This window comes from Ensifer adhaerens, from assembly GCF_002940685.1.
GTDB classification, from domain to species: domain Bacteria; phylum Pseudomonadota; class Alphaproteobacteria; order Rhizobiales; family Rhizobiaceae; genus Ensifer; species Ensifer adhaerens_E.
This window is the reverse complement of the sequence record NZ_PNFP01000018.1, coordinates 107,286-127,626: the sequence shown is the minus strand read 5'-3', so window position 1 is coordinate 127,626 and position 20,341 is coordinate 107,286. Positions and strand designations below refer to the sequence as shown.

Here is a 20,341-nt window from a genome sequence, read left to right as displayed (position 1 = left end):
TCCTATGGTTTGGTGTCGGGCCTGCCGCACGCGTAGAGGCGCGCGCGATCGGTGCGTGGCAGGTCGAGATTGCGTGGGCAGGGGCGATCAACAGAGCTGTCGGCTCTGGTGCCCGTGTGCGGGAGCGCGATCGTTAGGGCGCGGTCACCTGTCGCTCAGTGAACGGCGGGGGCACCGAGATATGTCAGCACTTCCGGGAGGTGTTTTAGCTTGTCCGGATTGCGCGTGACATAGATGGCGGTGATCCGATCCCGCTCGATCTCGATCGCGGTGGTCTGCAGGACCCCGTCTTCGATGGTGATAAATCCGGGCAGTCCATTGATGAATTCGTAGCGCACGAGCCGGGACATCGTCCGGGCAAAGATCAGCGCCAGCGAGGCGTGCAGCTTCATCACCTCGTCTATGCCGACGATCGGCCGTCGTGGTGCCACTGTCTTGCCGCCGCCGTCGGCATAGACGATCGCGCCGGTCGCAAGCAGCGAACGAAGCTTGTGCAAATCACCGTCACGGGACGCGGCAAAGAAGGCGGCGGCGATTTCCATGCCCTGTTCCCGCGGCATCGCAAAGCGGTGGCGGGTCTCGCGGATATTGATGCGGGCACGGCTGGCCAGTTGACGGCAGGTTGCTGCCTTGCGGCCGAGCGTCTCGCCGATTTCATCGAAGCTGACACCGAAGACGTCGTGCAGCAGGAAGGCTGCGCGTTCCAGCGGCGACAGGCGTTCCAGTGCCATCATCAGAGGCAAGGTGATGTCGTCGAGTTCGTCGCCCTGTTCGACGACCGGTTCCGGCAGCCATGGCCCCAGGTAGGTTTCGCGCCGCCGCCGTGCCGACTTCAACTGGTTGAGGCAAAGGCGTGTCACGATCCGGCCCAGAAACGCCGATGGTTCCTTGACGGCCACACGGTCGGCGTCCAGCCAGCGCAGGAATGCTTCCTGTACGATATCTTCAGCTTCGCTGACGGATCCCAGCATGCGATAGGCGATGCGGACCAGTCGCGGGCGCAGCGGGCTGAAAGTCGTTCTGACGTCTTCGTCGGTCATCCCGGCCATCACGCGCCCCACTGCGATAATGCGCGTGCGGCCACGAAATGGCTGGCGCGCGCACGGGGCCATGACGGCATCACCGCGGCGGCAGTCCCATGCGGATCGGGCTTCGCTGTCATCTTCGTCTCCTTCGTCTCATGCACTCGAGAAGACAAGACAAGATAGCACCGACGAATGTGACATGCGGCAGTCGAATGCCTGCGAAAATTTGCGTTGTGGCGCAGGCGGCCTTACCGGTCGCTCACGTGCCAGCGCGGATTGATCCAGGGTTCCTGGTTGGAGCGCGCCAGCGGCTGCTTGCCGAGAATGTGGTCGGCCGCCTTCTCGCCGGTCATGATCGACGGGCTGTTGAGGTTGCCGTAGGTCACGTGCGGGAAGATCGAGCTGTCGGCGACACGAAGGCCGTCGACGCCGATGACGCGCGTCTCCGGATCGACCACGGCCATCGGGTCGTCCTTGGCGCCCATCCGGCAGGTACCGCAGGGGTGATAGGCGCTTTCCAGATGTTCGCGCAGAAACGCGTCGATCTGATCGTCCGACTGGACCTTTTCGCCCGGCTGGATCTCCGGGCCGCGATAATGGTCGAAGGCTTTCTGGCCAAAGATCTCGCGGGTGAGGCGCACGCAGTGGCGGAACTTCTCCCAGTCCTCCGGGTGGCTCATGTAGTTGAAGCGGATGACCGGGTCGGCCATCGGGTCGGAGGAACGTAGCGTGACGTTGCCGCGCGACTTCGACAGATTGTAGCCGACATGCACCTGGAAGCCGTGGGTGTTGGCGGCCGCCTTGCCGTCGTAGCTGATCGCCACGGGCAGGAAGTGGTATTGGATGTCCGGCTGCTTGACGCCGGGGGCCGAGCGCAGGAAGGCGCAGGCCTCGAACTGGTTTGAAATGCCGAGGCCCTTCTTGAAGAACAGCCACTGGGCGCCGGCGACGCCCTGCCAGAACCAGGGCAGCCAGGAATAAAGCGACACGGGCTTCGTTGAAATCTGCTGGAAATAGAACTCCATATGGTCCTGCAGGTTCGCGCCCACGCCCGGCCGGTCGACCTTCACCTCGATGCCCATCTCCTTCAGGTGCGCAGCCGGGCCGATACCCGAGAGCATCAGCAGTTTCGGCGAGTTGAACGAGGAGGCCGACACGACCACCTCGCGGTTCGCCTTGACGACCTCGATCTTGCCGCCGCGCTCGATCTCGACCCCGGTTGCCCGGCCATTCTCGATGATGATCCGCCGGGCGAAGCAGCGCACGAGCGAGACGTTCTGGCGCTTCATCGCCGGCTTCAGATAGGCGTTCGCCGCCGACCAGCGCCGGCCCTGCCAGACGGTCTGCTCCATCAGCCCGAAGCCTTCCTGCTTCGAGCCGTTATAGTCATCGGTGAGTTCGAAACCGGCTTGCTGGCCGGCCTGGATGAAGGCATGGAACAGCGGATTGTGGACTGGGCCGCGTTTGACGTGCAGCGGCCCGTCGGTGCCGCGCCAGCCGGTTTCGCCGCCGTGGCTGTTTTCCATGCGCTTGAAATAGGGCAGCACATCCGCATAGGCCCAGCCGCGCGCGCCGAGTTCTTCCCACCGGTTGAAGTCCTCCGCATGGCCGCGCACATAGACGAGACCGTTGATCGAGGAAGAACCGCCGATCACTTTGCCGCGCGGCGCGGTGATGCGGCGGTTGTTGAGGTTCGGCTCAGGCTCGGACAGATAGCCCCAGTTGTAGCGTTTCATGCTCATCGGCCAGGCAAGTGCTGCCGGCATCTGGATGAAGGGGCCCGCATCCGTGCCGCCATATTCCAGCACCAGGACGGTATTCTTGCCGTCTTCGGAGAGGCGATAGGCGAGCGCCGAGCCGGCGGAGCCGGAGCCGATGATGATGTAATCTGCCTGCATAAGCGTCGTCTTTCTTTTAATCGTTGCCCCTCGGCATGCTTCGCATCCGCAGTGACGGGATGCGCCCCTCATCCGCACGGTGAGGGATCCGCCCCTCAGCCGGCTGCCGCCACCTTCTCCCCGTAGGCGGGAAGAAGGAAAACGCGGATATGTCTTGCTCCCTCTCTGACGTCCCTCTGCGTTGCCGCGTGTGGTCTGGCGAGCAGGCCACGTCCCCGCGTGCGGGGAGAGGGTTAGGGTGAGGGGCAGCCCCTCAATACGGCGCCTGCACCGGTCCCATGCCGACATAGACGGTCTTCAGCTCGCTATAATGGTTGAGCGCCGCGACCGAATTCTCGCGGCCGAAGCCCGACTGTTTCGATCCGCCGAAGGGGATTTCCACCGGGCAGAGATTGTAGGTGTTGATCCAGAGCGTGCCGGCCTCGAGCTGGTCGACGACACGGTGCGCACGGGTGATGTCAGCGGTAAAGACGCCGGCCGAAAGGCCGAATTCGGTGGCATTGGCGCGGGTGATCACCTCGGCCTCGTCGTCGAAGTCGAGCACACACATGACAGGCCCGAAGATCTCCTCGCGGGCGATCGTCATCCCGTCGGTGACGTCGGCAAAGACCGTCGGCTGGATATAGGTACCTTCACTGTTGACGGCGTTCGGGATGCCGCCACCGGTCACCAGTCGCGCACCTTCAGCCTTGCCCTTCTCGATATAGGAGAAGACCTTGTCGCGCTGCGGCGCCGAGACCATTGGCCCGAGCTGCGTCGCCTCGTCCATGGGGTCGCCAATGACGATCGCTTCGGTGCGGGCTTTGAGCCGCGTCAGGAACTGTTCCTTGATACCCTTCTGCACGAAGACGCGGGTGCCGTTGGAGCAGACCTGGCCGGTCGAATAGAAGTTGCCAAGCATGGCGCCGCCGATGGCGCTTTCGAGATCAGCATCGTCGAAGACGATCAGCGGCGACTTGCCGCCGAGTTCCATGGTGACGTGCTTGAGTTCGGCGGCGGCCGCACCCGCCACCTTCTTGCCCGTCGGGACCGAGCCGGTCAGCGACACCTTGGCGACATCAGGATGGTTGACGAGCAGCGGGCCGGTCGTGCGATCGCCTTGGATGACATTGTAGAGGCCCTTTGGCAGGCCGGCTTCTACAAGGATCTCGGCGATTTTCAGGGCGCCGAGCGGTGTGTTTTCCGAAGGCTTGAAGACCATGGCGTTGCCGGCGGCAAGGGCCGGCGCGCCCTTCCAGCAGGCGATCTGCTGCGGATAGTTCCAGGCGCCGATACCGACGCAGACGCCGAGCGGCACGCGCTTGGTATAGGCGAAGTCGCCGCCGAGCGGGATGTAGTCGCCGTTGAGCGCGGTCGCGATCACGCCGCCGAAGAATTCGAAGCTGTCGGCGCCCGAGGTCGGGTCGGCGACGATCGTCTCCTGGATCGGCTTGCCGGTGTCGAGCGTTTCGAGCTCGGAAAGCTCGCGGTTGCGCTCGCGCATGATTTCGGCGGCGCGCTTGAGGATGCGGCCGCGCGCTGTCGGGCTCATCGCCGCCCATTCCGGCTGGGCGCGCTTGGCCGCGGCAATCGCCTTTTCGACGATCGCAGGCGTTGCCGCGTGCAGCCGGGCGATAACTTCGCCGGTCGCCGGATAGATGCTCTCGATGACGGTGCCTTCGATGTCCTCGACATATTCGCCATCGATGAAGTGCGAGGCTTGCGGTTGGGCTTTCATCTCATTCTCCCCGCGGATAGCGTTTGGATTCCTCGAGATTGTCGAGGTTCATATGGTTGCGCATGTAGCGCTCGGATGCCTTTTGCAGCGGCTGGTGATCCCAGGGGTAGTAGGCGCCGTTGCGTAGCGCCTCGTAGACCACCCAGCGCCGCGCCTGGCTTTCGCGCACGGCGGCATCGAATGCTTCCATGTCCCAATGGGCGGCGCACATGTCGCGGAACGCTTGCAAGGTCGCAGCCTGCACCTGCGTTTCCGGATTGGCGGCCAGGTTCTTCAGTTCCAGCGGGTCGGCATCGAGATCGTAGAGCTGGTCCGGATCGAGCGCGCAGTGGATGTACTTCCACTTCCCTTCGCGGATCGCGACGAGCGGCGCGTAGGAGGCTTCGGCCGCATACTCCATCAGCACCGGCTCCGACCGATCCTCGCCGTTGATCATGGGCACGAGGCTGATGCCATCGGTCCAGGGTTTTACCTCGTCCATGGATATGCCGGCGAGATCGGCAAGCGTCGGCGTCACGTCGAGGTTGGACGTCGGTGCCAGGTGCAGACCCGGCGCGACACCAGGGCCGGCGACCATCAGCGGCACGCGAGCCGACCCTTCAAAGAAGTTCATCTTGAACCACAGGCCGCGCTCGCCGAGCATGTCGCCGTGATCCGAGCAGAAGAGGATCAGCGTATCGTCGAGCATGCGGGTGCGCGTCAGCGTATCCACGAGCTCGCCGACCTTCTCGTCGAGATAGGAGATGTTGGCGAAATAGGCGCGGCGCGAGCGGCGGATATTGTCTTCCGTCAGGTCGAAATTGCCGTAGTCGCAGGAATGCATGATGCGCCTGGAATGCGGATCCTGCTCTTCGTCCGGCAGCATGCCGACCTCGGGCAGCAGGTGCTCGCAATTCTCGTAGAGATCCCAGAACTTCTTGCGTGCCACATAGGGGTCGTGCGGATGGGTGAAGGAGACGGTCAGGCACCAGGGGCGGCGGTCCGTATCGTCGTTTTCGCGCGAAAGCTGGTAGAGCTTCTGGTTGGCGAGGAAGGCGACCTCGTCGTCGTATTCCATCTGGTTGGTGATCTCGGCAACGCCGGCGCCGGTGACCGAGCCGAGATTGTGGTACCACCAGTCGATCCGCTCGCCGGGCTTGCGATAGTCGGGCGTCCAGCCGAAGTCGGCCGGGTATATGTCGGTCGTCAGCCGCTCCTCGAAACCGTGCAGCTGGTCCGGCCCGACGAAGTGCATCTTGCCGGAAAGTGCCGTGTAGTAGCCGGCGCGGCGCAGGTGATGCGCATAGGTCGGGATCGACGACTGGTATTCGGCGGCATTGTCGTAGACGCGGGTGCGGCTCGGCAATTGCCCGGCCATGAACGAGGCGCGGGCAGGGGCGCAGAGCGGCGACGAGGTGTAGTTGTTGCGGAAACGGGCCGAGCGGGCGGCGAGTGCTTTGAGATGAGGCGCATGCAGGAACTCAGCCGGCCCGTCCGGAAAGAACTTTCCGTTCAACTGGTCGACCATGATGATCAGGATGTTCGGTCTTGCGGTCATGCGGCCGTTCCCTGGTATGTGAGCCGATCGATGTGCGAGGTGACGTAGTCTTCGGTGAGCGCGATCGAAGCTTCGATGCTGATCGGCGCGGAGCGCAGACTCTGGCGGATATAAAGTCCGTCGATCATCGCAGCAGCGCCTTCGGCGATGCGTTCCGCGTCATCGTCGGCGCAAAGTGCCTTGAGGCTTGCCATGAGATTGGAGCGCAGCCGCCGGGCATAGACGACGAGCAGCCGCCGCACCTCTTCCGACCGCTGTGCTTCGGAGTAAAAGGCGAGCCACGCGGCGATCGTATCGGGGGCGAACTGGCTTGCCTGGAAGGAGACGCGGATGAGAGCGCTCAGCCTTTCGCGCGGGCCTGCCACGGCGCGAAGCGCCGTCACCGTGTCGTCGCGCAACTGGCGTAGAAGACTGCGGATCGTCTCGATCAGCAATTGTTCCTTGCTGCCGAAATAGTGATGGGCAAGGGCAGGGGAGACGCCGGCGTGGCGGGCGATTTCGGACATGGTCACCGTCAGCGTGCCCTGGTCGCCGATCACACGCAGTGCAGCGTCCACCAGCGCCTTGCGGCGCACCGGCTCCATTCCGACTTTCGGCATGCGTCTCTCCCTTGACGACGATCAATCTATTTTTGATTGACTCATCAATCAATAAAAATCTGCCTGCGTTTTTTCTTTCCTTTTACCGAGAAATCCGGCTCAATCGCCGCGATAGCAATCCTGCGTTCCGAAGAACTGGAGGTTGAGATGACCCATGCATTCGATCGAGCCGACAAGTCGGCGGTTGCCGGCAAATGGGGATGGTTCGTCGCCCTTGGCGTGCTGTTGATCATGTGCGGGGGTCTCGCCTTCGGCAATCTGCTGATGGCGACCGTCGCGTCCGTCTACTATGTCGGGATCATCATGCTGGTCGGCGGGCTGTTCAATCTCGCTCACGCCTTTCAGGTGAAGGGCTGGGACAGCGTGCTCTACTGGGGCTTGAGCGGCGCCTGCTACACGATCGCCGGCCTCTTTGCCTTCATCAATCCGCTGCTGGCCTCCTCCTTCCTCACCTTCATCATGGCGATCGCCCTGATCGTCGCCGGCTGCTTCCGCATCTGGGTCGGCCTGAAGCTTCGCCCGTTGCAGGGCTGGGGCTGGGTGGCGCTCGGCGGTCTGGTGACGCTCGCCGCAGGCCTCATCATCGCCGCCGGCTGGCCGGTTAACAGCCTCTGGATCCTCGGCCTATTCCTGGCCGTCGACCTTGTGATGCAGGGCCTGTCGCTGATCGCTTTCGGCGTGCTCGCAAAGGGCTGAGTCTAGCGCGGAGTGCTGCCGCCGAGGAGTGCCTCGAGCAGCCCGAGCAGATCGGCGCGCAGATCGGCCAGGCCGTTTGCGGCGAGCGCCTCAAGGCCGATCAGTGCGCCGTAGAGCGCGCTGGCGCCACTGCGGCCGCCCTTTGCTGAAAAACCGCACTGGCGGAGCAGGTCGGCGATGTAGCCAAGGCGGCGTTCGTCGACGGACTTGAGGGTCATGGCGGCCACGGCGTCGAAGCGCGCCCATTCGCGGACCGCGCCGTCCGTCAGCAACCCGCCGTAGGGTAGGCTGCGTTCGTCGGTCGCGGCGTGCACCAGCAATCGCAATCGCTCCTGCGCCGGTACTGCCGACGCTTCGATTTCCGCGATGATCGCGTCGGTCGCCTCGCGCGCCCAATGGGCCAGCATCTTTGCCTTCAGATCCGGCACATCCTTGAAATGCCAATAGAAAGAGCCCTTGCTGACCTTGAGGTCGCGGGCAATCGCCTCGGCGCGGATCGCCTGCACGCCGCCCGCCGTCAGCGCACGGAAGGCGGCCTTGATCCAGTCATCGCTCGTCAGGGTGTTTTTTGTCGTCATGGCCATCCATACGCCACCGTATTGACGGATGCAATCACGTGGCGTACATACGCTGCCGTATGGTTGGTATTGGAGGCGAAATCATGAGCAGGTGGCTTCTGGCAGCGGGCATTCTGTCCCTGGTGACAACGGGTATTCATCTCTTCGCCGGCGGGCCGGACGTGCACGCGCCCTTGCTTGAAAGCAGCCCGTCGCCGCTCTTGCAAACCTATGTCTCGCTTCTCTGGCACGCGACCAGCGCCATCCTGCTGATCAACAGTCTCGCTTTGCTCGTTGCCGCCGCGGATGGGCGCTATCGCCGGCCGCTCGCAGGTGCCGTCATCGCGCAGTATCTCGCCTATGCGGCGCTCTTTGTCGGCTACGGTCTCGCCTATCTCGGCACTCTCTGGACCACGCCGCAATGGGCAGCCTTCGTCGTCATGGCCGGGCTTGCGGCGATCGGAGCGCAATCGGGCGCCCGGCCTGTATCAAACGTATCCGTCTGACACGGACGATTGGCAAGGAAGCCCCCTCATGCTGACGGTAATCGCGATCCTGATTTTTCTCGTGCTTGCCGGCATCGCCGGGTTGCATGGCTACTGGGCAATGGGCGGACTTTGGCCCTGTCACGATGAAGCATCGCTGGTGCGCACGGTGGTCGGGACAAAGCATCGCTCGGCGATGCCGCCGGCCTGGCTGACGCTGGTCGTCGCGGGGCTGATCCTTGCGGCGGCGCTCCTGCCGTTGTTCGTCACGCCCCCCTTGGCAGGCGCACTGCCGCCAAACTTGGTCCATTTCGGTCTCGCGGCGCTCGCCGCCATCTTCGTGGCGCGCGGATTGTCGGCCTTCACCGCGGCCTTTCACCGGCGCCATGGCACAGAACCCTTCGTGACGCTCGACCGCCACATTTACGGTCCCCTTTGCCTTCTGATCGGCGCCGGATACCTGCTGCTGCTCGCTCTTGCCCCGGCCTTTCCCGACTGAAAATCAGCATCCGGGCACGGAAGGAGCGGCGGCAGCAGTTGCTCATGAAACCACTGATTTCATTAGAATGTTTTCACGTGTTCAATGTGGCTGCGGCTGTCACATAGCTTTCATCAAAGCTTCATAGTGGGGAAAGACTTCGTTGACGCTTGGCGGTGATGCTGCCGGCGTCCGACCGTCCGTCCCTGTCTCTGGAGCCCGGCATGTCCGCCGCCCCCGCCGAAATTCTCTCGTTGCGCCGGTTCGGCGACGACCAGATCGTAACGCTCGCCAAGCTGGTGATCGAAAGCGCGTTCCAGCCGATCGCGGAAGCGGCGACCGGTACCGTCTTCGGTTACGAGTCGCTGATGCGCGGTTTCCAGAAGCTCGGCTTTGCCTCGCCGCTGGAACTGCTCGACAAGGCGGAAGAGGCAGGCCAGTTGCTGGCGCTCGAACACATGATCAACAGCCGCGCCGTCGCCGGCTTTGCGACTTTGCCCGATCATGCCGCGCGCACCCTTTTCCTCAACTTCGACTCGCGCCTTGTCGGCGGCGAGGGCGACATCGTCGAACGCCTCGTCAACCACTTGAAGCGCGCCGGTATCGCCCCGTCGTCGCTCTGCTTCGAGCTTTCCGAGCGTTTCGACGGCGGCAAGATGCCGGATTTCTCCGCCCTTGTGCGCGACCTGCGGCTTGCCGGTTTCAAGCTGGCGATCGATGACTTCGGTGCCGGCTTCAACGGGTTGAAGCTGCTCTGCGACCAGCCGGTCGACTATGTGAAGATCGACCGGCATTTCATCTCCGGCATCGAGGCCGATGCCCGCAAGCGTCATCTCGTCCGCCATACGGTCAACACCGCCCATGTGCTCGGCACGCGGGTGATTGCCGAAGGTGTGGAGACGGAAGCGGAATTCCTCACCTGCCGCGATCTCGGTTGCGACCTGGTGCAAGGCTACTACATCGCCCGGCCGACCACGCATCTGAGCGAGCTTCTGCCCGCCTATCCGCATCTCGACCATAGCGCCAGTGGCAGGCGGCCGTCGTCTTCGCTCGACGGCATCCTGATCCGCAAGCAGATCGAGCAGCTGCCAACCGTGCGCGAATGCGACGAACTCGACTCCGTCTTCGATCTCTTCAGGCGGAACCCGCGTCAGGGCTTCTTCCCGGTCCTGAATGCCAATGGCGAGCCGCGCGGGATCCTGCACGAATATCACGTCAAGGAACTGATCTATCATCCCTTCGGCCGCGATCTGCTGAAGAACCGCATCTATCAGCGGCGGATCTCGCATTTCGTCAGCCCCGCGCCGATCGCCGATCTCGATACGCCGGCCGATGAAATGCTGAAGATCTTCGCCGGCATGGATGGCAGCGACTGCCTGATCCTGACGGAGAATATGCGTTACGCCGGCACGCTCTCGGCCTCGTCGCTCTTAAAGATCATCAACGAGAAGCAATTGAAGATGGCGCAGGAGCAGAACCCGCTGACGGGACTGCCCGGCAACCGCGCCATCCGCGACTATGTCCAGGACGCCATCCTCGACGGCGATCATGCCCGCTATTTCTGCTATTGCGACTTCGACGACTTCAAGCCGTTCAATGACACCTATGGCTTCCAGAAGGGCGACCTCGCGATCACGCTGTTTGCCGCCCTGCTGCGTCGCCACTTCATCGGCGAGGAGAAATTCCTCGGCCATGTCGGCGGTGACGATTTCTTCGTCGGGGTCAGCGGCTGTTCGGTCGAGGAACTGGAGACCGTCTTGCACCGTCTGCTCGACGATTTCCGCTCCGACGTATGCCAGCTCTATTCACCGGAGCATCAGGCGGAGGGCCGCATCAGCGGCTACGGCCGGGACGGTTCGGCGAAGGAATTTCCGTTGATGCGCTGCTCGATCGCGGTTCTCGGCCTGCCGGAGGGCTTTGTCTTCTCCGATGCTCAGGCCGTCAGTGCCCGCATCGCCGAAATCAAATCCCGCGCCAAGGCCAGTGAAGCCGGTCTGGTGATGGACGCGCTCGGCGGCTGAGTCCCGTTTTCGGCCCGCCAATTCTGTTCGCGCCGTCGGCCAAGCGAAGCGATGCCGGAAAAGCATTTCACACTTCTCACGGAATTGCCCTAGGTAAGGGCGCGTAAGATTTCGCGAGGTAGCGCCATGTCCCTTCCATCTGAAATGCAATTCGTCGACCTTCCGTCTCCGGGCGGACCGGAAAACATGATCCTCACGAAAGGGCCGCTGCCGGAAGTGAGGCCCGGCGACATCCTCGTTCGGGTCGAAGCATCCGGCATCAACCGCCCCGATGTTCTGCAGCGCAAGGGCGATTATCCGCCACCGCCGGGCGCAAGCCCGATCCTCGGCCTGGAAGTGGCGGGCGAAGTCGTGGCGCTCGGCGAGGGGGTTCAAGGCTTCCGGATCGGCGACAAGGTTTGCGCCCTCGCCAACGGCGGCGGCTATGCGGAATATACGGCGGTGCCCGCCACCCAGGCGCTCGCCTGGCCGAAGGGTTATGACGCCGTGAAGGCGGCCGCTCTGCCGGAAACCTTCTTCACCGTCTGGGCGAATGTCTTCGACATGGCCGGGCTGAAGGCGGGTGAGACTATCCTTGTCCATGGCGGCTCGAGCGGCATCGGCACCACGGCGATCCAGCTTGCGAAAGCCTTTGGCGCCGAGGTCTTCGTCACCGCCGGCAGCGCCGAGAAATGCCGTGCCTGCGAGGCGCTGGGCGCCAAGCGCGCGATCAACTATCGCGACGAAGACTTCAAGGCAGTTGTCCTCGAAGAAACTGGCGGCCGCGGTGTCGACGTCATCCTCGACATGGTCGGTGGGCGCTACTTCGACCGCAACATCGCGTCGCTCGCCAAGGACGGCCGCCTGTCGATCATCGCCTTCCTCGGCGGCGCCAAGGTAGAAGGGGCGAACATCGCACCGATCCTGACGAAACGGCTGCACGTGATGGGGTCGGCGCTCCGCCCGCGTACGGCGGCAGAAAAGCAGGCGATCCGCGATAGCCTCATGGAAAAGGTCTGGCCGCTGCTGGAAGCGGGCAAGGTTGCGCCGGTCATCCATTCCGTCCTGCCCTTCAGTGCGGTGGCCGACGGCCACCGCCAGATGGAGGAGGGCGACCATATCGGCAAGATCATCATGTCCCTGTAATCGGAACGATCATGAGGCCCCTGTGATCCCCCGGGTCATCGGGCCCTGTGATCGGTGGCGCGACAAGGCGATGCGATCTTCGACCATCGTCGCCCTTGCAATCGCTGTCGGATCGCTTACCTTCAACCCATCAGCAACGAACAGAAAGGAAGGTGGTCCAATGTCTAATGAGATTTCGGTCTTGGTGAAGGGCATGGGAGAGGTGAACGTGTCGAGGCAGCCCTCGGCTTGATCCCGCCTTCCTTCGGGCCTGACAGCCCGGGCCAGTCACACGGCCAAAACTCATGGAAGGGTCGCCTCGCGCGGCCCTTTTCCATTTCCGGCCCGGCGGCAGACCGTGTCCTAGCCGGCCGCTCCGTAGGGCGGCGCTTCCTGGATCAGCAGCCAGGGGTTAGGTTGATTGTCGACGAACTCGTCCCGGACATGTTTCAACACTTTCCTTTGGCCGGCAAACGGCACCATGCGGATCGCTTCGTCAAAGCTTACCCAGCGAAAGTCGCTGTGTTCGGCATTGAGCCGAACCGTGGCGTCGCCGGGCGCAAAGCCGACGAACACGGGCAGGAGGCTGATGGCGTTGCGATCGGCTTCGTAGAACTGCTCGCAGATATCTGCGGAATAGATGCGGTCGAGGCGCAGACCGGTTTCCTCGCCGACCTCGCGCAAGCCCGCCTGCCAGGCCGTTTCGCCAGCCTCGATAGCGCCTGCGACCTGACACCAGGTTCCCGCGAGCGTTCCTGTGCGCTTGAGAAGGAGCACCTCGAAGGCGCTTCCGACGGGGCGGAGGACGACCACCGAAACGGCAAAGCTCCTGATCGGTATCTCATGCATGCGGGCGCGTCCTTCTGATTCGACCGGCGCACCATGCAATGCAAACCACCGGCGCTCAACCTAAGCGATGGCCCGTCAAAGCTGCACCATCATATGCCGATGCGCCCGAGTGCCGGGATCTTGATGCCGGGATTGGCGAAGTCGAAACCGACGACAAGGCCGAAGAAATGCAGCTCGAGGCCGCTGCGAACACCCGCCGAGATACCGGCCAGGCCATAGAGTGTGGCGTGCAGGTCACGCCCATCGGCATCGATCTGGAACAACTTGCCTTCCGGCAGATAATCCCGGCCGACGGCGTCCGGCGGCAGCACGACGCCGAGTTCCGGCACGGAGCGCAGCACGTGGGCGACGAAGGTGTTGGAGTTCGGGCCGGGCCAGATGCGGTAGCCGCCGGGCGAGGCGTACGGGTAGCGCGCGATCGCCGCCTCGATCTTCGGGATCAGCCGGGTGGCCTCGGCGCCGGTCACCGAGACGACCAGCCGCGGCTCGTTCGAGTACCAGCGCGCATCGGCCGGATAGCCGTTCTTGCGGATCGGCTTGCCCCAGCCGACCTTGTCATAGCGATCGTAGGTGCTCGCGCCCTCAGCCTTGGTCACGATCCAGGCATGGCTCGCGACGGCACCCTTCATGCCGCCGGTCGTCGCCGAAAAGACGTAGATCGCCGCCTCCGTGCTTTCAGCCGCCTCCGGCAGGACGCCGGCTGACGACCAATCCGCGTCGCGCCAGCTTTGTGGCCGATCCTGCATGTACCACCATCCGGCCGAGGCGAGTGCCGGTAGCAGGTAGATGATGAGAAAGGCGGCGGCGAGCCTGCGGGCGAATTTCATGAAAACTCCGTTTCCTGTCGCTGGAATCCTGTTAAATGCACGGAGCAATTTCGGAAATTTGAGGGCAAGGCATGTCGAATCCCGTTCTCGTCGAAGTCACCCGCGGAAACCTCGTCGAAAGCCGCCACCGCGGCGTGATCATTGCCGTCGACGGTGACGGCCGGACTGTCTTTTCGCTGGGCGAAACGGACGGCGCCGTCTTCCCGCGTTCGGCCTGCAAGGCGATGCAGGCGTTGCCGTTGATGGAAAGCGGTGCGGCCGACGCCTATGGCTTCGGCAACAGGGAGCTGGCGCTCGCCTGCTCCTCCCATTCCGGCGAACCGGAACATGTGGAGCTCGCTGCGAAAATGCTGGCGGCCGCCGGTCGCGACGTCTCGGCGCTCGAATGCGGCGCCCATTGGTCGTCCGACCAGAAAACCCTGATCGGCCAGGCCCGCAGCCTGGAGGCGCCGACGGCCCTGCACAACAATTGCTCCGGCAAACATTCCGGTTTCATCTGCGCCTGCTGCCATTCGGGCACCGAGGTGAAAGGCTATGTCGGCTACGAGCATCCGCTGCAGCGCGAGATCCGTGGCGCGATGGAAAGCCTGACCGGCGCGATCCTCGCCAAGGACAATTGCGGTGTCGACGGCTGTTCGATCCCGACCTACGCCGTTCCCCTGAAGGGGCTTGCACACGGCTTCGCGAAAATGGCGACCGGCGCCGGGCTCGAGCCTGAGCGCGCCCGCGTCTCGAGGCGGCTGATCGAGGCCTGCATGGCCGAACCCTTCTTCGTTGCCGGCACCAAGCGCGCCTGCACGCGGCTGATGAAGACGGCGCCTGGCCGCATCTTCGCCAAGACCGGTGCGGAAGGTGTCTTCTGCGCCGCCATTCCGGAAAAAGGCATCGCGATCGCGCTGAAGTGCGAGGATGGTACGACCCGCGCCGCCGAAGCGATGGTGGCGGCAACGCTTGCCCGCTTCTTCAAGGACGAGCCTGCGTTGCACACGGCGCTGATGGCGCAGGCCAATCATTCCATGCACAACTGGAACGGCATCCATGTCGGCGACGTCAGGGTGACGGAAACCTTCGCCGCCTGAGGTGTGGCGGGCCACGCCTCGGTGCGACCTGCCTGCTCGCGCAATCAGGCGCGGACGATCGCGATGTCTGCGTCCTCATAGGGTGCCAGCGTCTCGGCCCCAGTCTCTTCAGGCACGATGAAGCCGGTCAGGTCGGCGATCCCGGCCACACGGTGCGGCGACACCGCGCCGAATTTCTCGGCTGTCGCAAGCACATAGATCTCGGCGGCTTGCCCGAGGATGGCGCGCTTGACAGCCGCCTCCTCGAAGTCGCCGGTCGAGACGCCGTGGGCCGGATGAATGGCGGTAACGCCGAGGAAGAACAGGTCGACGCGAACGCCGGCGATGGCGGCAATGGTTGCGGCACCGGTCGCCACCATCGAATGCTTGTAGAGCCGGCCACCGATCAGGATCACCTCGGCCTCGTGGCGCTCGAGTTCGGCGGCAATCGTCGGGCTGTGGGTGATGACGGTGATCGGCATTTCGCGCGGCAGGGCCCGCGCAATCTCCGCATTGCTGGTGCCGCCGTCGAGGAAGATCGTCTGGCCGGCTTCGATCATTGCCGCGGCTTTTCGCCCAAGCCGCCACTTGACGTCGCCGGCGATTTCCTGACGCGCGGCGAAGTTCGGCAGCGGCGGCGCCAGGGGCAGTGCGCCGCCATGCACGCGCTTCAGCAATCCTTCCGCCGCCATCTCGCGCAGATCTCGCCGGATCGTGTCCTCCGACAGGTTCAGTTCATCGGCCATGCGCTTGGCGACGATCTCGCCGTCGCGCGCCAGCCGCGCCGAAATCAAAGCCCGTCTCTGCGTTGTCAGCATGAATGCCTCCTTGACTCTTCACGATATTGCACGAAATATCACGTTCATTCCAGAATAATCTGGATCTTTCGTATCGTCTCGGGAGAGAAAAATGCTGATCTTGATCGCAGGTCCCTATCGCTCCGGAACCGGTGATGACCCGGTGAAAATGGCCGCCAATCTCAAACGACTGGAGGAGCCGTCCTATGCCCTGTTCCAGGCAGGGCATGTACCCATGATCGGCGAATGGGTCGCCCTGCCGGTCTGGAATGCCGCCGGCGGCGAGCGGATCGGCGACGATCTCTATGAAGAGATTTTCCATCCAGTGGCAGGCCGATTGCTGGCGCTTTGCGACGCGGTGCTGCGCCTGCCGGGCGACAGCAAGGGGGCGGACAACGACGTGCGGATTGCCCGCGAGCGCGGCATTCCCGTCTACTATCGACTTGAGGACGTGCCCGGTTGCAGCGAGCCGCTGGTCGCGTAGACCGCAAGGCCCGGCAGTTGCCGCCTGCCGGGCGCGCTCAAGCGACGGCCGACGGCGGCGATCTGCGGCGCCGTTGCCACTTCTGCTTGTCAATCGAGGCGACATCCTTTCTTCTGCGGTCGGTCGTTGCTTTGGAGCGAGACGGCGGGAAGCGCGCGGTTCTCCGTTCGTATTCCGCTTCGGTCCACGGGAATTGACAGAGCCGGTTCGGGCCGTCGACATCACGTCGGCCGATCCGCATGATCGCAGAGGAGAGCTTAAAGTGTTGAAACTGTTCTACGCCCCCGCAACCTGTTCATTGGCCTCGCATATCGCGCTGGAGGAAGCGGGTGCCGAGTACGAGGCGCGCCGTGTCGATTTCTCGACTGCCGAACAGACGAAGCCCGACTATCTCGCGGTAAACCCGAAGGGCCGCGTGCCGGCACTCCTGACCGACCGGGGCGTCATCACCGAAACGCCGGCAATCCTGACCTATATCGCTGAGGCCTTTCCGGCGGCGAAGCTGGCGCCGGTGAACGATGCCTTCGCCTGCGCGCAATTGCAGTCGTTTCTGAATTACCTCTGCTCGACGGTTCATGTCGCCCACGCCCATGGCCGTCGGGGCGCACGCTGGGCCGACGATCCGGCGGCGCATGAAGCGATGAAGGCCAAGGTCGCCTCCAACATGACCGCCTGCTACGAACTGATCGAAAGCAGGATGTTCGAAGGGCCGTTCGTCTTTGGCGACACCTATTCGGTCGCCGATCCCTATCTCTTCACCGCCGCCGGCTGGCTTGAACCGGACGGCGTGGACCCCGCGCGTTTTCCAAAAATCATCGATCACCGCAACCGGATGACCGAGCGTCCGGCCGTCGCCCGGGTGCTGGCGACGCTGAAGATCTGAACCATCGGGTCTGCTGCTACATCAGGATGTAGTTCTTGGGCTGCGGCAGGGGCGGAAGGTCGGTCTCGCCGAGCGCTTCGCGCAGGTTGATTTCGATCGTCTCGGCAAGTGCTACGATCGGCAGGTCGTTCGGCAACACGCCGAACGGCTCCTCCAGCTCGTCGCCGAGCGCGTCGAGGCCGAAGAACGTGTAGGCGACCAGCGCCGTCACGAAGGGGGTGGCCCAGCCGAGCGCATCGGCAAAGCCGAAGGGAAGCAGGAAGCAGAAGAGATAGGCGGTGCGGTGCAGGAGCAGCGTATAGCCGAAAGGCACCGGCGTATTGCGGATCCGCTCGCAGGCGGCAAGCACCGCCGACATCCTGCCGACCGTACCGTCGAAGAGCGCCCATTGAACGTCGCTGATCGCACCCGATGCGCGCAGGCTTGCGAGCGTGCGACCCATCTCGCGCAAGAGAAAGTCCGGCCCGTTGCCGCTTTTTTGGTAGCCAGGCACCAGATCGGCAGGCAGACGCGCGAGCGCCCTCGCGCCATCGCTGCCCGGGCGTAAGTGGCAGACCAGGGCGTGCGCAAGGGCGATCGTGATGTTCAGCAGCCGCTGGCGCGCCTCGGCGGCCGAGGCGGATCCCGCGTCCGCCAGGACCAGCGTCTGGCGTGCGAGATCGCGGGCGGTGAAAATCAGCTGTCCCCAGTCTTTCCGCGCCTCCCACCAGCGGTCGTAGCAGGCATTGTTGCGGAAGCCGAGGAACACCGAAAGCGCGATGCCGAGCAGCGCGAAGGGGCCGCTGTTGACGCTCGGCACCAGGCCGGGATCGACGCGGTGCGCCCAGACGACGAAGGCGGAAAGGGCAAAGACGAACAGCACCTGCGGAAAGATCCGCTGGATAACCGAACCCCTGAGGATGAAGAACAGTTTCAAAAGGGTAGGGCGGTCGCGAACGATCATGGGAGAGCACCTGTCCGGCAGTTATCTCCACCGGTATAGGCGCCGGCCTGGAAATGGAAGGGCCGTCCGGTCGATGAGGCCGCCCGCAGGGCCAGGATTTTTGACCGGTTGTGTCGGGTTCGCCGCCTGCCGCACGTCCTTGGCGTGTAACGCCAACAGGGAGACAATGACGATGCGCAAGGTGGTTGCTGGCATGCAGATGTCCATAGACGGGCTGATCGACGGGCCGGATGGCTATACGGACTGGGTCGATTCCTGGTCGGATACGTTCGATCTCCTGCCCGAGATCGACGCCTGCGTCCTCGGGAGCGGCATGTATTCGGGCTACGAGCAATACTGGAGCGCGATCAAGCGCGATCCGCATGCGCCGCTGGAATTCACCGGCGAGCTGCCGACGCCGGAGGAAATCGACTATGCGGACTTTGCGCTCGGCACGCCGCATTACGTTCTCTCCAAGAGCCGCGCCGGTGTCGAATGGGAAAACGCCAGGATCGTGCGCGACGTCTCAGGGATCGAGAAGCTGAGGCGGGAGCCGGGCCGAACCATCTATGTCGTCGGCGGCGCGCGCACGGTGTCGAGCCTGATGGATCATGGTCTGATCGACGAACTGCGTCTCACCATCCATCCCGTCGTGGTCGGCAAGGGCAAGGCGCTGTTCGATACCGTCGCCAAGCGCCATTACCTGCAGCTTGCCGACGCCAAGCGGCTGGACGGCGGCAAGGTATGCCTGATCTACGGGGTCGGCGATCGGGGCTGATCGCGCTCGGAAAAGGTCGCTGCGAGCCGCTTTGGCGCCTTCTCGCGCCAGGCGGCAACCAGCCGGCCGGTGAGGCTTTGGTCGTCGATCTCCGATAGCCGCACCAGCATGGCCGGCCAGCCCTTGTAGTGGTCAGTCTCGAAGTAGAGCCTCGGGTCGAGTTCGAGCAGCATTTCCTTTTCTTCGCGCGCGCACATGACGACCAGCGTGTCGCCATCCTTCATACGCACGAAGCTCTTGTCTTTCACCAGCAGCGCAGGTGTGCCGTAGGAGGTGCCGACCGTCACTTCGGGCAGGCCCGCCGCCTCGGCCAGCCTGACGACACGGGCGAAATTGCTGTCGAGATCCTCGCTCATTCCAACAGCATACCACGGCACGGCTTGCCGTCATCGCCCTACAGGCATCGTCCGGTGCACTCGGCCGTGCGGGGCCACGGCCAGCCGGGAAACGGCAGGTCGCCGAGTTCGCGCTCGTCCATGCGCTCCAGATCCGGATGCATGAGCGGATCGCGCGCCCAGGTGAGCGGCCCATCGTCCTTATGGCCCTCCGGTGTTTTGAGCAGGATCAGCTTCGAGAGAAACTTCAACATGGCGGTTCATCCTTTCCACGCCTGGATGATCCGCCTGTCCGGTCTTCTTTTCAATTGAGAATGGCAGAGAACGGGTTTAGAAAAACTATATGAGAGATCTGAATTCCGTCCATCTGAACGGGTTGCGCGCCGTCGAGGCCGCCGGTCGGCTGGGATCGCTGGCCGCCGCCGCCGAGGAGCTTGGCGTGACCCCCGGTGCCGTCAGCCAGCAGATTGCCAAGGCGGAGGCCCAACTTGGTCGCACAGTGTTCGAGCGCACGCCGCGCGGCCTCGTGCCGACCGACTTCGGCCAACGGTTCCTCGCGCGCATCAGCAATGCCTTTCACGAACTGGCGGAGGCCGTGGCGTCGGCGCGGCGGCGTGACGAGTCGGTCTTGACGATTTCGGTGGCGCCGGTCTTTGCGGCCCGCTGGCTGGTCTATCGGCTGAACCGTTTTGCCGAGCGCCATCCCGACATTCGACTGCGCATCGACGCGACGACGAAGCTCGTCAATCTCGACACGTCCGACGTGGATGTCGGCATTCGCGTCGGCACCGGGGAGTGGCCGGGCGTGAGGTCCGAGCTGCTGTTGCAACAGGAAGTGTTTCCGGTCTGCTCGCCGGCGATGGCATCCGGTCTGCGGGTGCCTGCAGATATTCTAAAATTGCCTGCCGTCATCGACGGCCACTCGATGTTCAGCTGGGAAGTGTGGTTTCGCGAGGTCGGGCTCTCGGGCGCGCAGATGAGCGTGCGCCACACCTTCAACGAGGCGTCGCTGGTGCTCGATGCGGCGATCTCCGGGCAGGGGGTGATGCTCGCCTGGCAGACGCTTGCCGGTTTCGCGATCGCGCAAGGCAGCCTGGTGGTGCCGTTCGGTATCCGGGTGGAGACGGGTTTCGGCCACTACTTCGTCAGTTCGCCGTCGCGGCGCGAGAGCAAGGCTGCGAGGGCCTTCAAGCGCTGGGTGCGTGACGAGGTGGAGGAAGGCATGCGCCTGATCGACATCAAGGCGCCGCGCGTCCGCTTCGACGCGGCGACCATGGGCTGATCGTCGGAA

Annotated in this window: 22 protein-coding genes; 10 read left to right on the top strand and 12 right to left on the bottom strand. The window is 63.7% G+C overall.

The features are described from left to right. Positions 1 to 155: 155 nt before the first annotated feature. From C1A35_RS29300 to betI, 5 genes are all read right to left on the bottom strand, one after another. Positions 156 to 1,049, bottom strand: a complete 894-nt coding sequence (locus C1A35_RS29300; RefSeq protein ID WP_104667755.1) for a sigma-70 family RNA polymerase sigma factor — start codon at positions 1,047 to 1,049, stop codon at positions 156 to 158. Positions 1,050 to 1,273: 224 nt separating this feature from the next. Then, on the bottom strand, positions 1,274 to 2,923 hold the full coding sequence (gene betA / locus C1A35_RS29295; protein WP_104667754.1) for a choline dehydrogenase: 1,650 nt from the start codon (positions 2,921 to 2,923) through the stop codon (positions 1,274 to 1,276). A gap of 253 nt (positions 2,924 to 3,176) precedes the next feature. Then, positions 3,177 to 4,640, bottom strand: a complete 1,464-nt coding sequence (gene betB / locus C1A35_RS29290) for a betaine-aldehyde dehydrogenase (RefSeq protein WP_104667753.1) — start codon at positions 4,638 to 4,640, stop codon at positions 3,177 to 3,179. 1 nt (position 4,641) lies between these two features. After that, positions 4,642 to 6,177: a choline-sulfatase gene (betC, locus tag C1A35_RS29285; protein ID WP_104667752.1), complete on the bottom strand. Its 1,536-nt coding sequence runs from the start codon at positions 6,175 to 6,177 to the stop codon at positions 4,642 to 4,644. Next, positions 6,174 to 6,776, bottom strand: a complete 603-nt coding sequence (betI, locus tag C1A35_RS29280) for a transcriptional regulator BetI (RefSeq protein WP_104667751.1) — start codon at positions 6,774 to 6,776, stop codon at positions 6,174 to 6,176. The genes betC and betI overlap by 4 nt, the downstream gene beginning before the upstream one ends. A 147-nt stretch (positions 6,777 to 6,923) precedes the next feature. Here betI and C1A35_RS29275 point away from each other — a divergent pair, with 147 nt between their 5' ends. Beyond that, complete coding sequence (locus C1A35_RS29275) at positions 6,924 to 7,472, top strand: HdeD family acid-resistance protein (RefSeq protein ID WP_104667750.1); 549 nt, start codon at positions 6,924 to 6,926, stop codon at positions 7,470 to 7,472. A gap of 2 nt (positions 7,473 to 7,474) precedes the next feature. Here the strand turns inward: C1A35_RS29275 and C1A35_RS29270 are convergent, their stop codons facing one another. Further along, positions 7,475 to 8,050: a TetR/AcrR family transcriptional regulator gene (locus C1A35_RS29270; RefSeq protein WP_158665194.1), complete on the bottom strand. Its 576-nt coding sequence runs from the start codon at positions 8,048 to 8,050 to the stop codon at positions 7,475 to 7,477. Positions 8,051 to 8,133: 83 nt separating this feature from the next. Between C1A35_RS29270 and C1A35_RS36115 the strand changes: the two genes are divergently transcribed. From C1A35_RS36115 to C1A35_RS29255, 4 genes are all read left to right on the top strand, one after another. Continuing rightward, positions 8,134 to 8,535, top strand: coding sequence for a hypothetical protein (locus tag C1A35_RS36115; RefSeq protein ID WP_158665193.1), 402 nt, complete (start codon positions 8,134 to 8,136; stop codon positions 8,533 to 8,535). A gap of 28 nt (positions 8,536 to 8,563) precedes the next feature. Then, positions 8,564 to 9,013: a DUF3995 domain-containing protein gene (locus C1A35_RS29265; RefSeq protein WP_158665192.1), complete on the top strand. Its 450-nt coding sequence runs from the start codon at positions 8,564 to 8,566 to the stop codon at positions 9,011 to 9,013. 203 nt (positions 9,014 to 9,216) lie between these two features. Continuing rightward, on the top strand, positions 9,217 to 11,013 hold the full coding sequence (locus tag C1A35_RS29260) for a GGDEF domain-containing protein (protein ID WP_104667780.1): 1,797 nt from the start codon (positions 9,217 to 9,219) through the stop codon (positions 11,011 to 11,013). A 126-nt stretch (positions 11,014 to 11,139) separates the two neighbouring features. Continuing rightward, the gene (locus C1A35_RS29255; RefSeq protein WP_104667747.1) at positions 11,140 to 12,138 is read left to right on the top strand and encodes an NAD(P)H-quinone oxidoreductase; all 999 of its coding nucleotides are present in this window, start codon (positions 11,140 to 11,142) and stop codon (positions 12,136 to 12,138) included. A 342-nt stretch (positions 12,139 to 12,480) separates the two neighbouring features. On the opposite strand, the gene C1A35_RS29250 is transcribed toward C1A35_RS29255, so the two are convergent. Both C1A35_RS29250 and C1A35_RS29245 read right to left on the bottom strand, forming a co-directional pair. Continuing rightward, a complete protein-coding gene (locus C1A35_RS29250) occupies positions 12,481 to 12,966 on the bottom strand; it encodes an NUDIX hydrolase (RefSeq protein ID WP_104667746.1) in 486 nt (161 codons plus the stop codon). A gap of 89 nt (positions 12,967 to 13,055) precedes the next feature. Next, the gene (locus C1A35_RS29245; protein WP_104667745.1) at positions 13,056 to 13,793 is read right to left on the bottom strand and encodes a DUF3750 domain-containing protein; all 738 of its coding nucleotides are present in this window, start codon (positions 13,791 to 13,793) and stop codon (positions 13,056 to 13,058) included. Positions 13,794 to 13,864: 71 nt separating this feature from the next. On the opposite strand from C1A35_RS29245, the gene C1A35_RS29240 reads away from it, so the two are divergent. Next, complete coding sequence (locus C1A35_RS29240; protein WP_104667744.1) at positions 13,865 to 14,872, top strand: asparaginase; 1,008 nt, start codon at positions 13,865 to 13,867, stop codon at positions 14,870 to 14,872. Between the two features lie 44 nt (positions 14,873 to 14,916). Here the strand turns inward: C1A35_RS29240 and C1A35_RS29235 are convergent, their stop codons facing one another. Next, a complete protein-coding gene (locus C1A35_RS29235) occupies positions 14,917 to 15,669 on the bottom strand; it encodes a DeoR/GlpR family DNA-binding transcription regulator (RefSeq protein WP_104667743.1) in 753 nt (250 codons plus the stop codon). 91 nt (positions 15,670 to 15,760) lie between these two features. Here C1A35_RS29235 and C1A35_RS29230 point away from each other — a divergent pair, with 91 nt between their 5' ends. Together C1A35_RS29230 and C1A35_RS29225 are read left to right on the top strand one after the other, a co-directional pair. After that, complete coding sequence (locus C1A35_RS29230; RefSeq protein ID WP_104667742.1) at positions 15,761 to 16,132, top strand: DUF4406 domain-containing protein; 372 nt, start codon at positions 15,761 to 15,763, stop codon at positions 16,130 to 16,132. A 262-nt stretch (positions 16,133 to 16,394) separates the two neighbouring features. Further along, positions 16,395 to 17,015, top strand: a complete 621-nt coding sequence (locus C1A35_RS29225; RefSeq protein WP_104667741.1) for a glutathione S-transferase family protein — start codon at positions 16,395 to 16,397, stop codon at positions 17,013 to 17,015. A 16-nt stretch (positions 17,016 to 17,031) separates the two neighbouring features. On the opposite strand, the gene C1A35_RS29220 is transcribed toward C1A35_RS29225, so the two are convergent. Continuing rightward, on the bottom strand, positions 17,032 to 17,958 hold the full coding sequence (locus C1A35_RS29220; protein ID WP_104667740.1) for a bestrophin family protein: 927 nt from the start codon (positions 17,956 to 17,958) through the stop codon (positions 17,032 to 17,034). 166 nt (positions 17,959 to 18,124) lie between these two features. On the opposite strand from C1A35_RS29220, the gene C1A35_RS29215 reads away from it, so the two are divergent. Continuing rightward, complete coding sequence (locus C1A35_RS29215; RefSeq protein WP_234823048.1) at positions 18,125 to 18,715, top strand: dihydrofolate reductase family protein; 591 nt, start codon at positions 18,125 to 18,127, stop codon at positions 18,713 to 18,715. Here C1A35_RS29215 and C1A35_RS29210 read toward each other — a convergent pair. Together C1A35_RS29210 and C1A35_RS29205 are read right to left on the bottom strand one after the other, a co-directional pair. After that, positions 18,691 to 19,071 carry an MmcQ/YjbR family DNA-binding protein gene (locus C1A35_RS29210; protein WP_104667739.1) on the bottom strand — a complete coding sequence of 127 codons (381 nt, stop codon included), beginning with the start codon at positions 19,069 to 19,071 and terminating at the stop codon, positions 18,691 to 18,693. The genes C1A35_RS29215 and C1A35_RS29210 overlap by 25 nt on opposite strands. Before the next feature lie 38 nt (positions 19,072 to 19,109). Then, a complete protein-coding gene (locus tag C1A35_RS29205) occupies positions 19,110 to 19,304 on the bottom strand; it encodes a hypothetical protein (protein WP_104667738.1) in 195 nt (64 codons plus the stop codon). Between the two features lie 89 nt (positions 19,305 to 19,393). On the opposite strand from C1A35_RS29205, the gene C1A35_RS29200 reads away from it, so the two are divergent. Beyond that, positions 19,394 to 20,332, top strand: coding sequence for a LysR substrate-binding domain-containing protein (locus C1A35_RS29200; protein ID WP_104667737.1), 939 nt, complete (start codon positions 19,394 to 19,396; stop codon positions 20,330 to 20,332). The last annotated feature ends 9 nt before the right edge of the window (positions 20,333 to 20,341 follow it).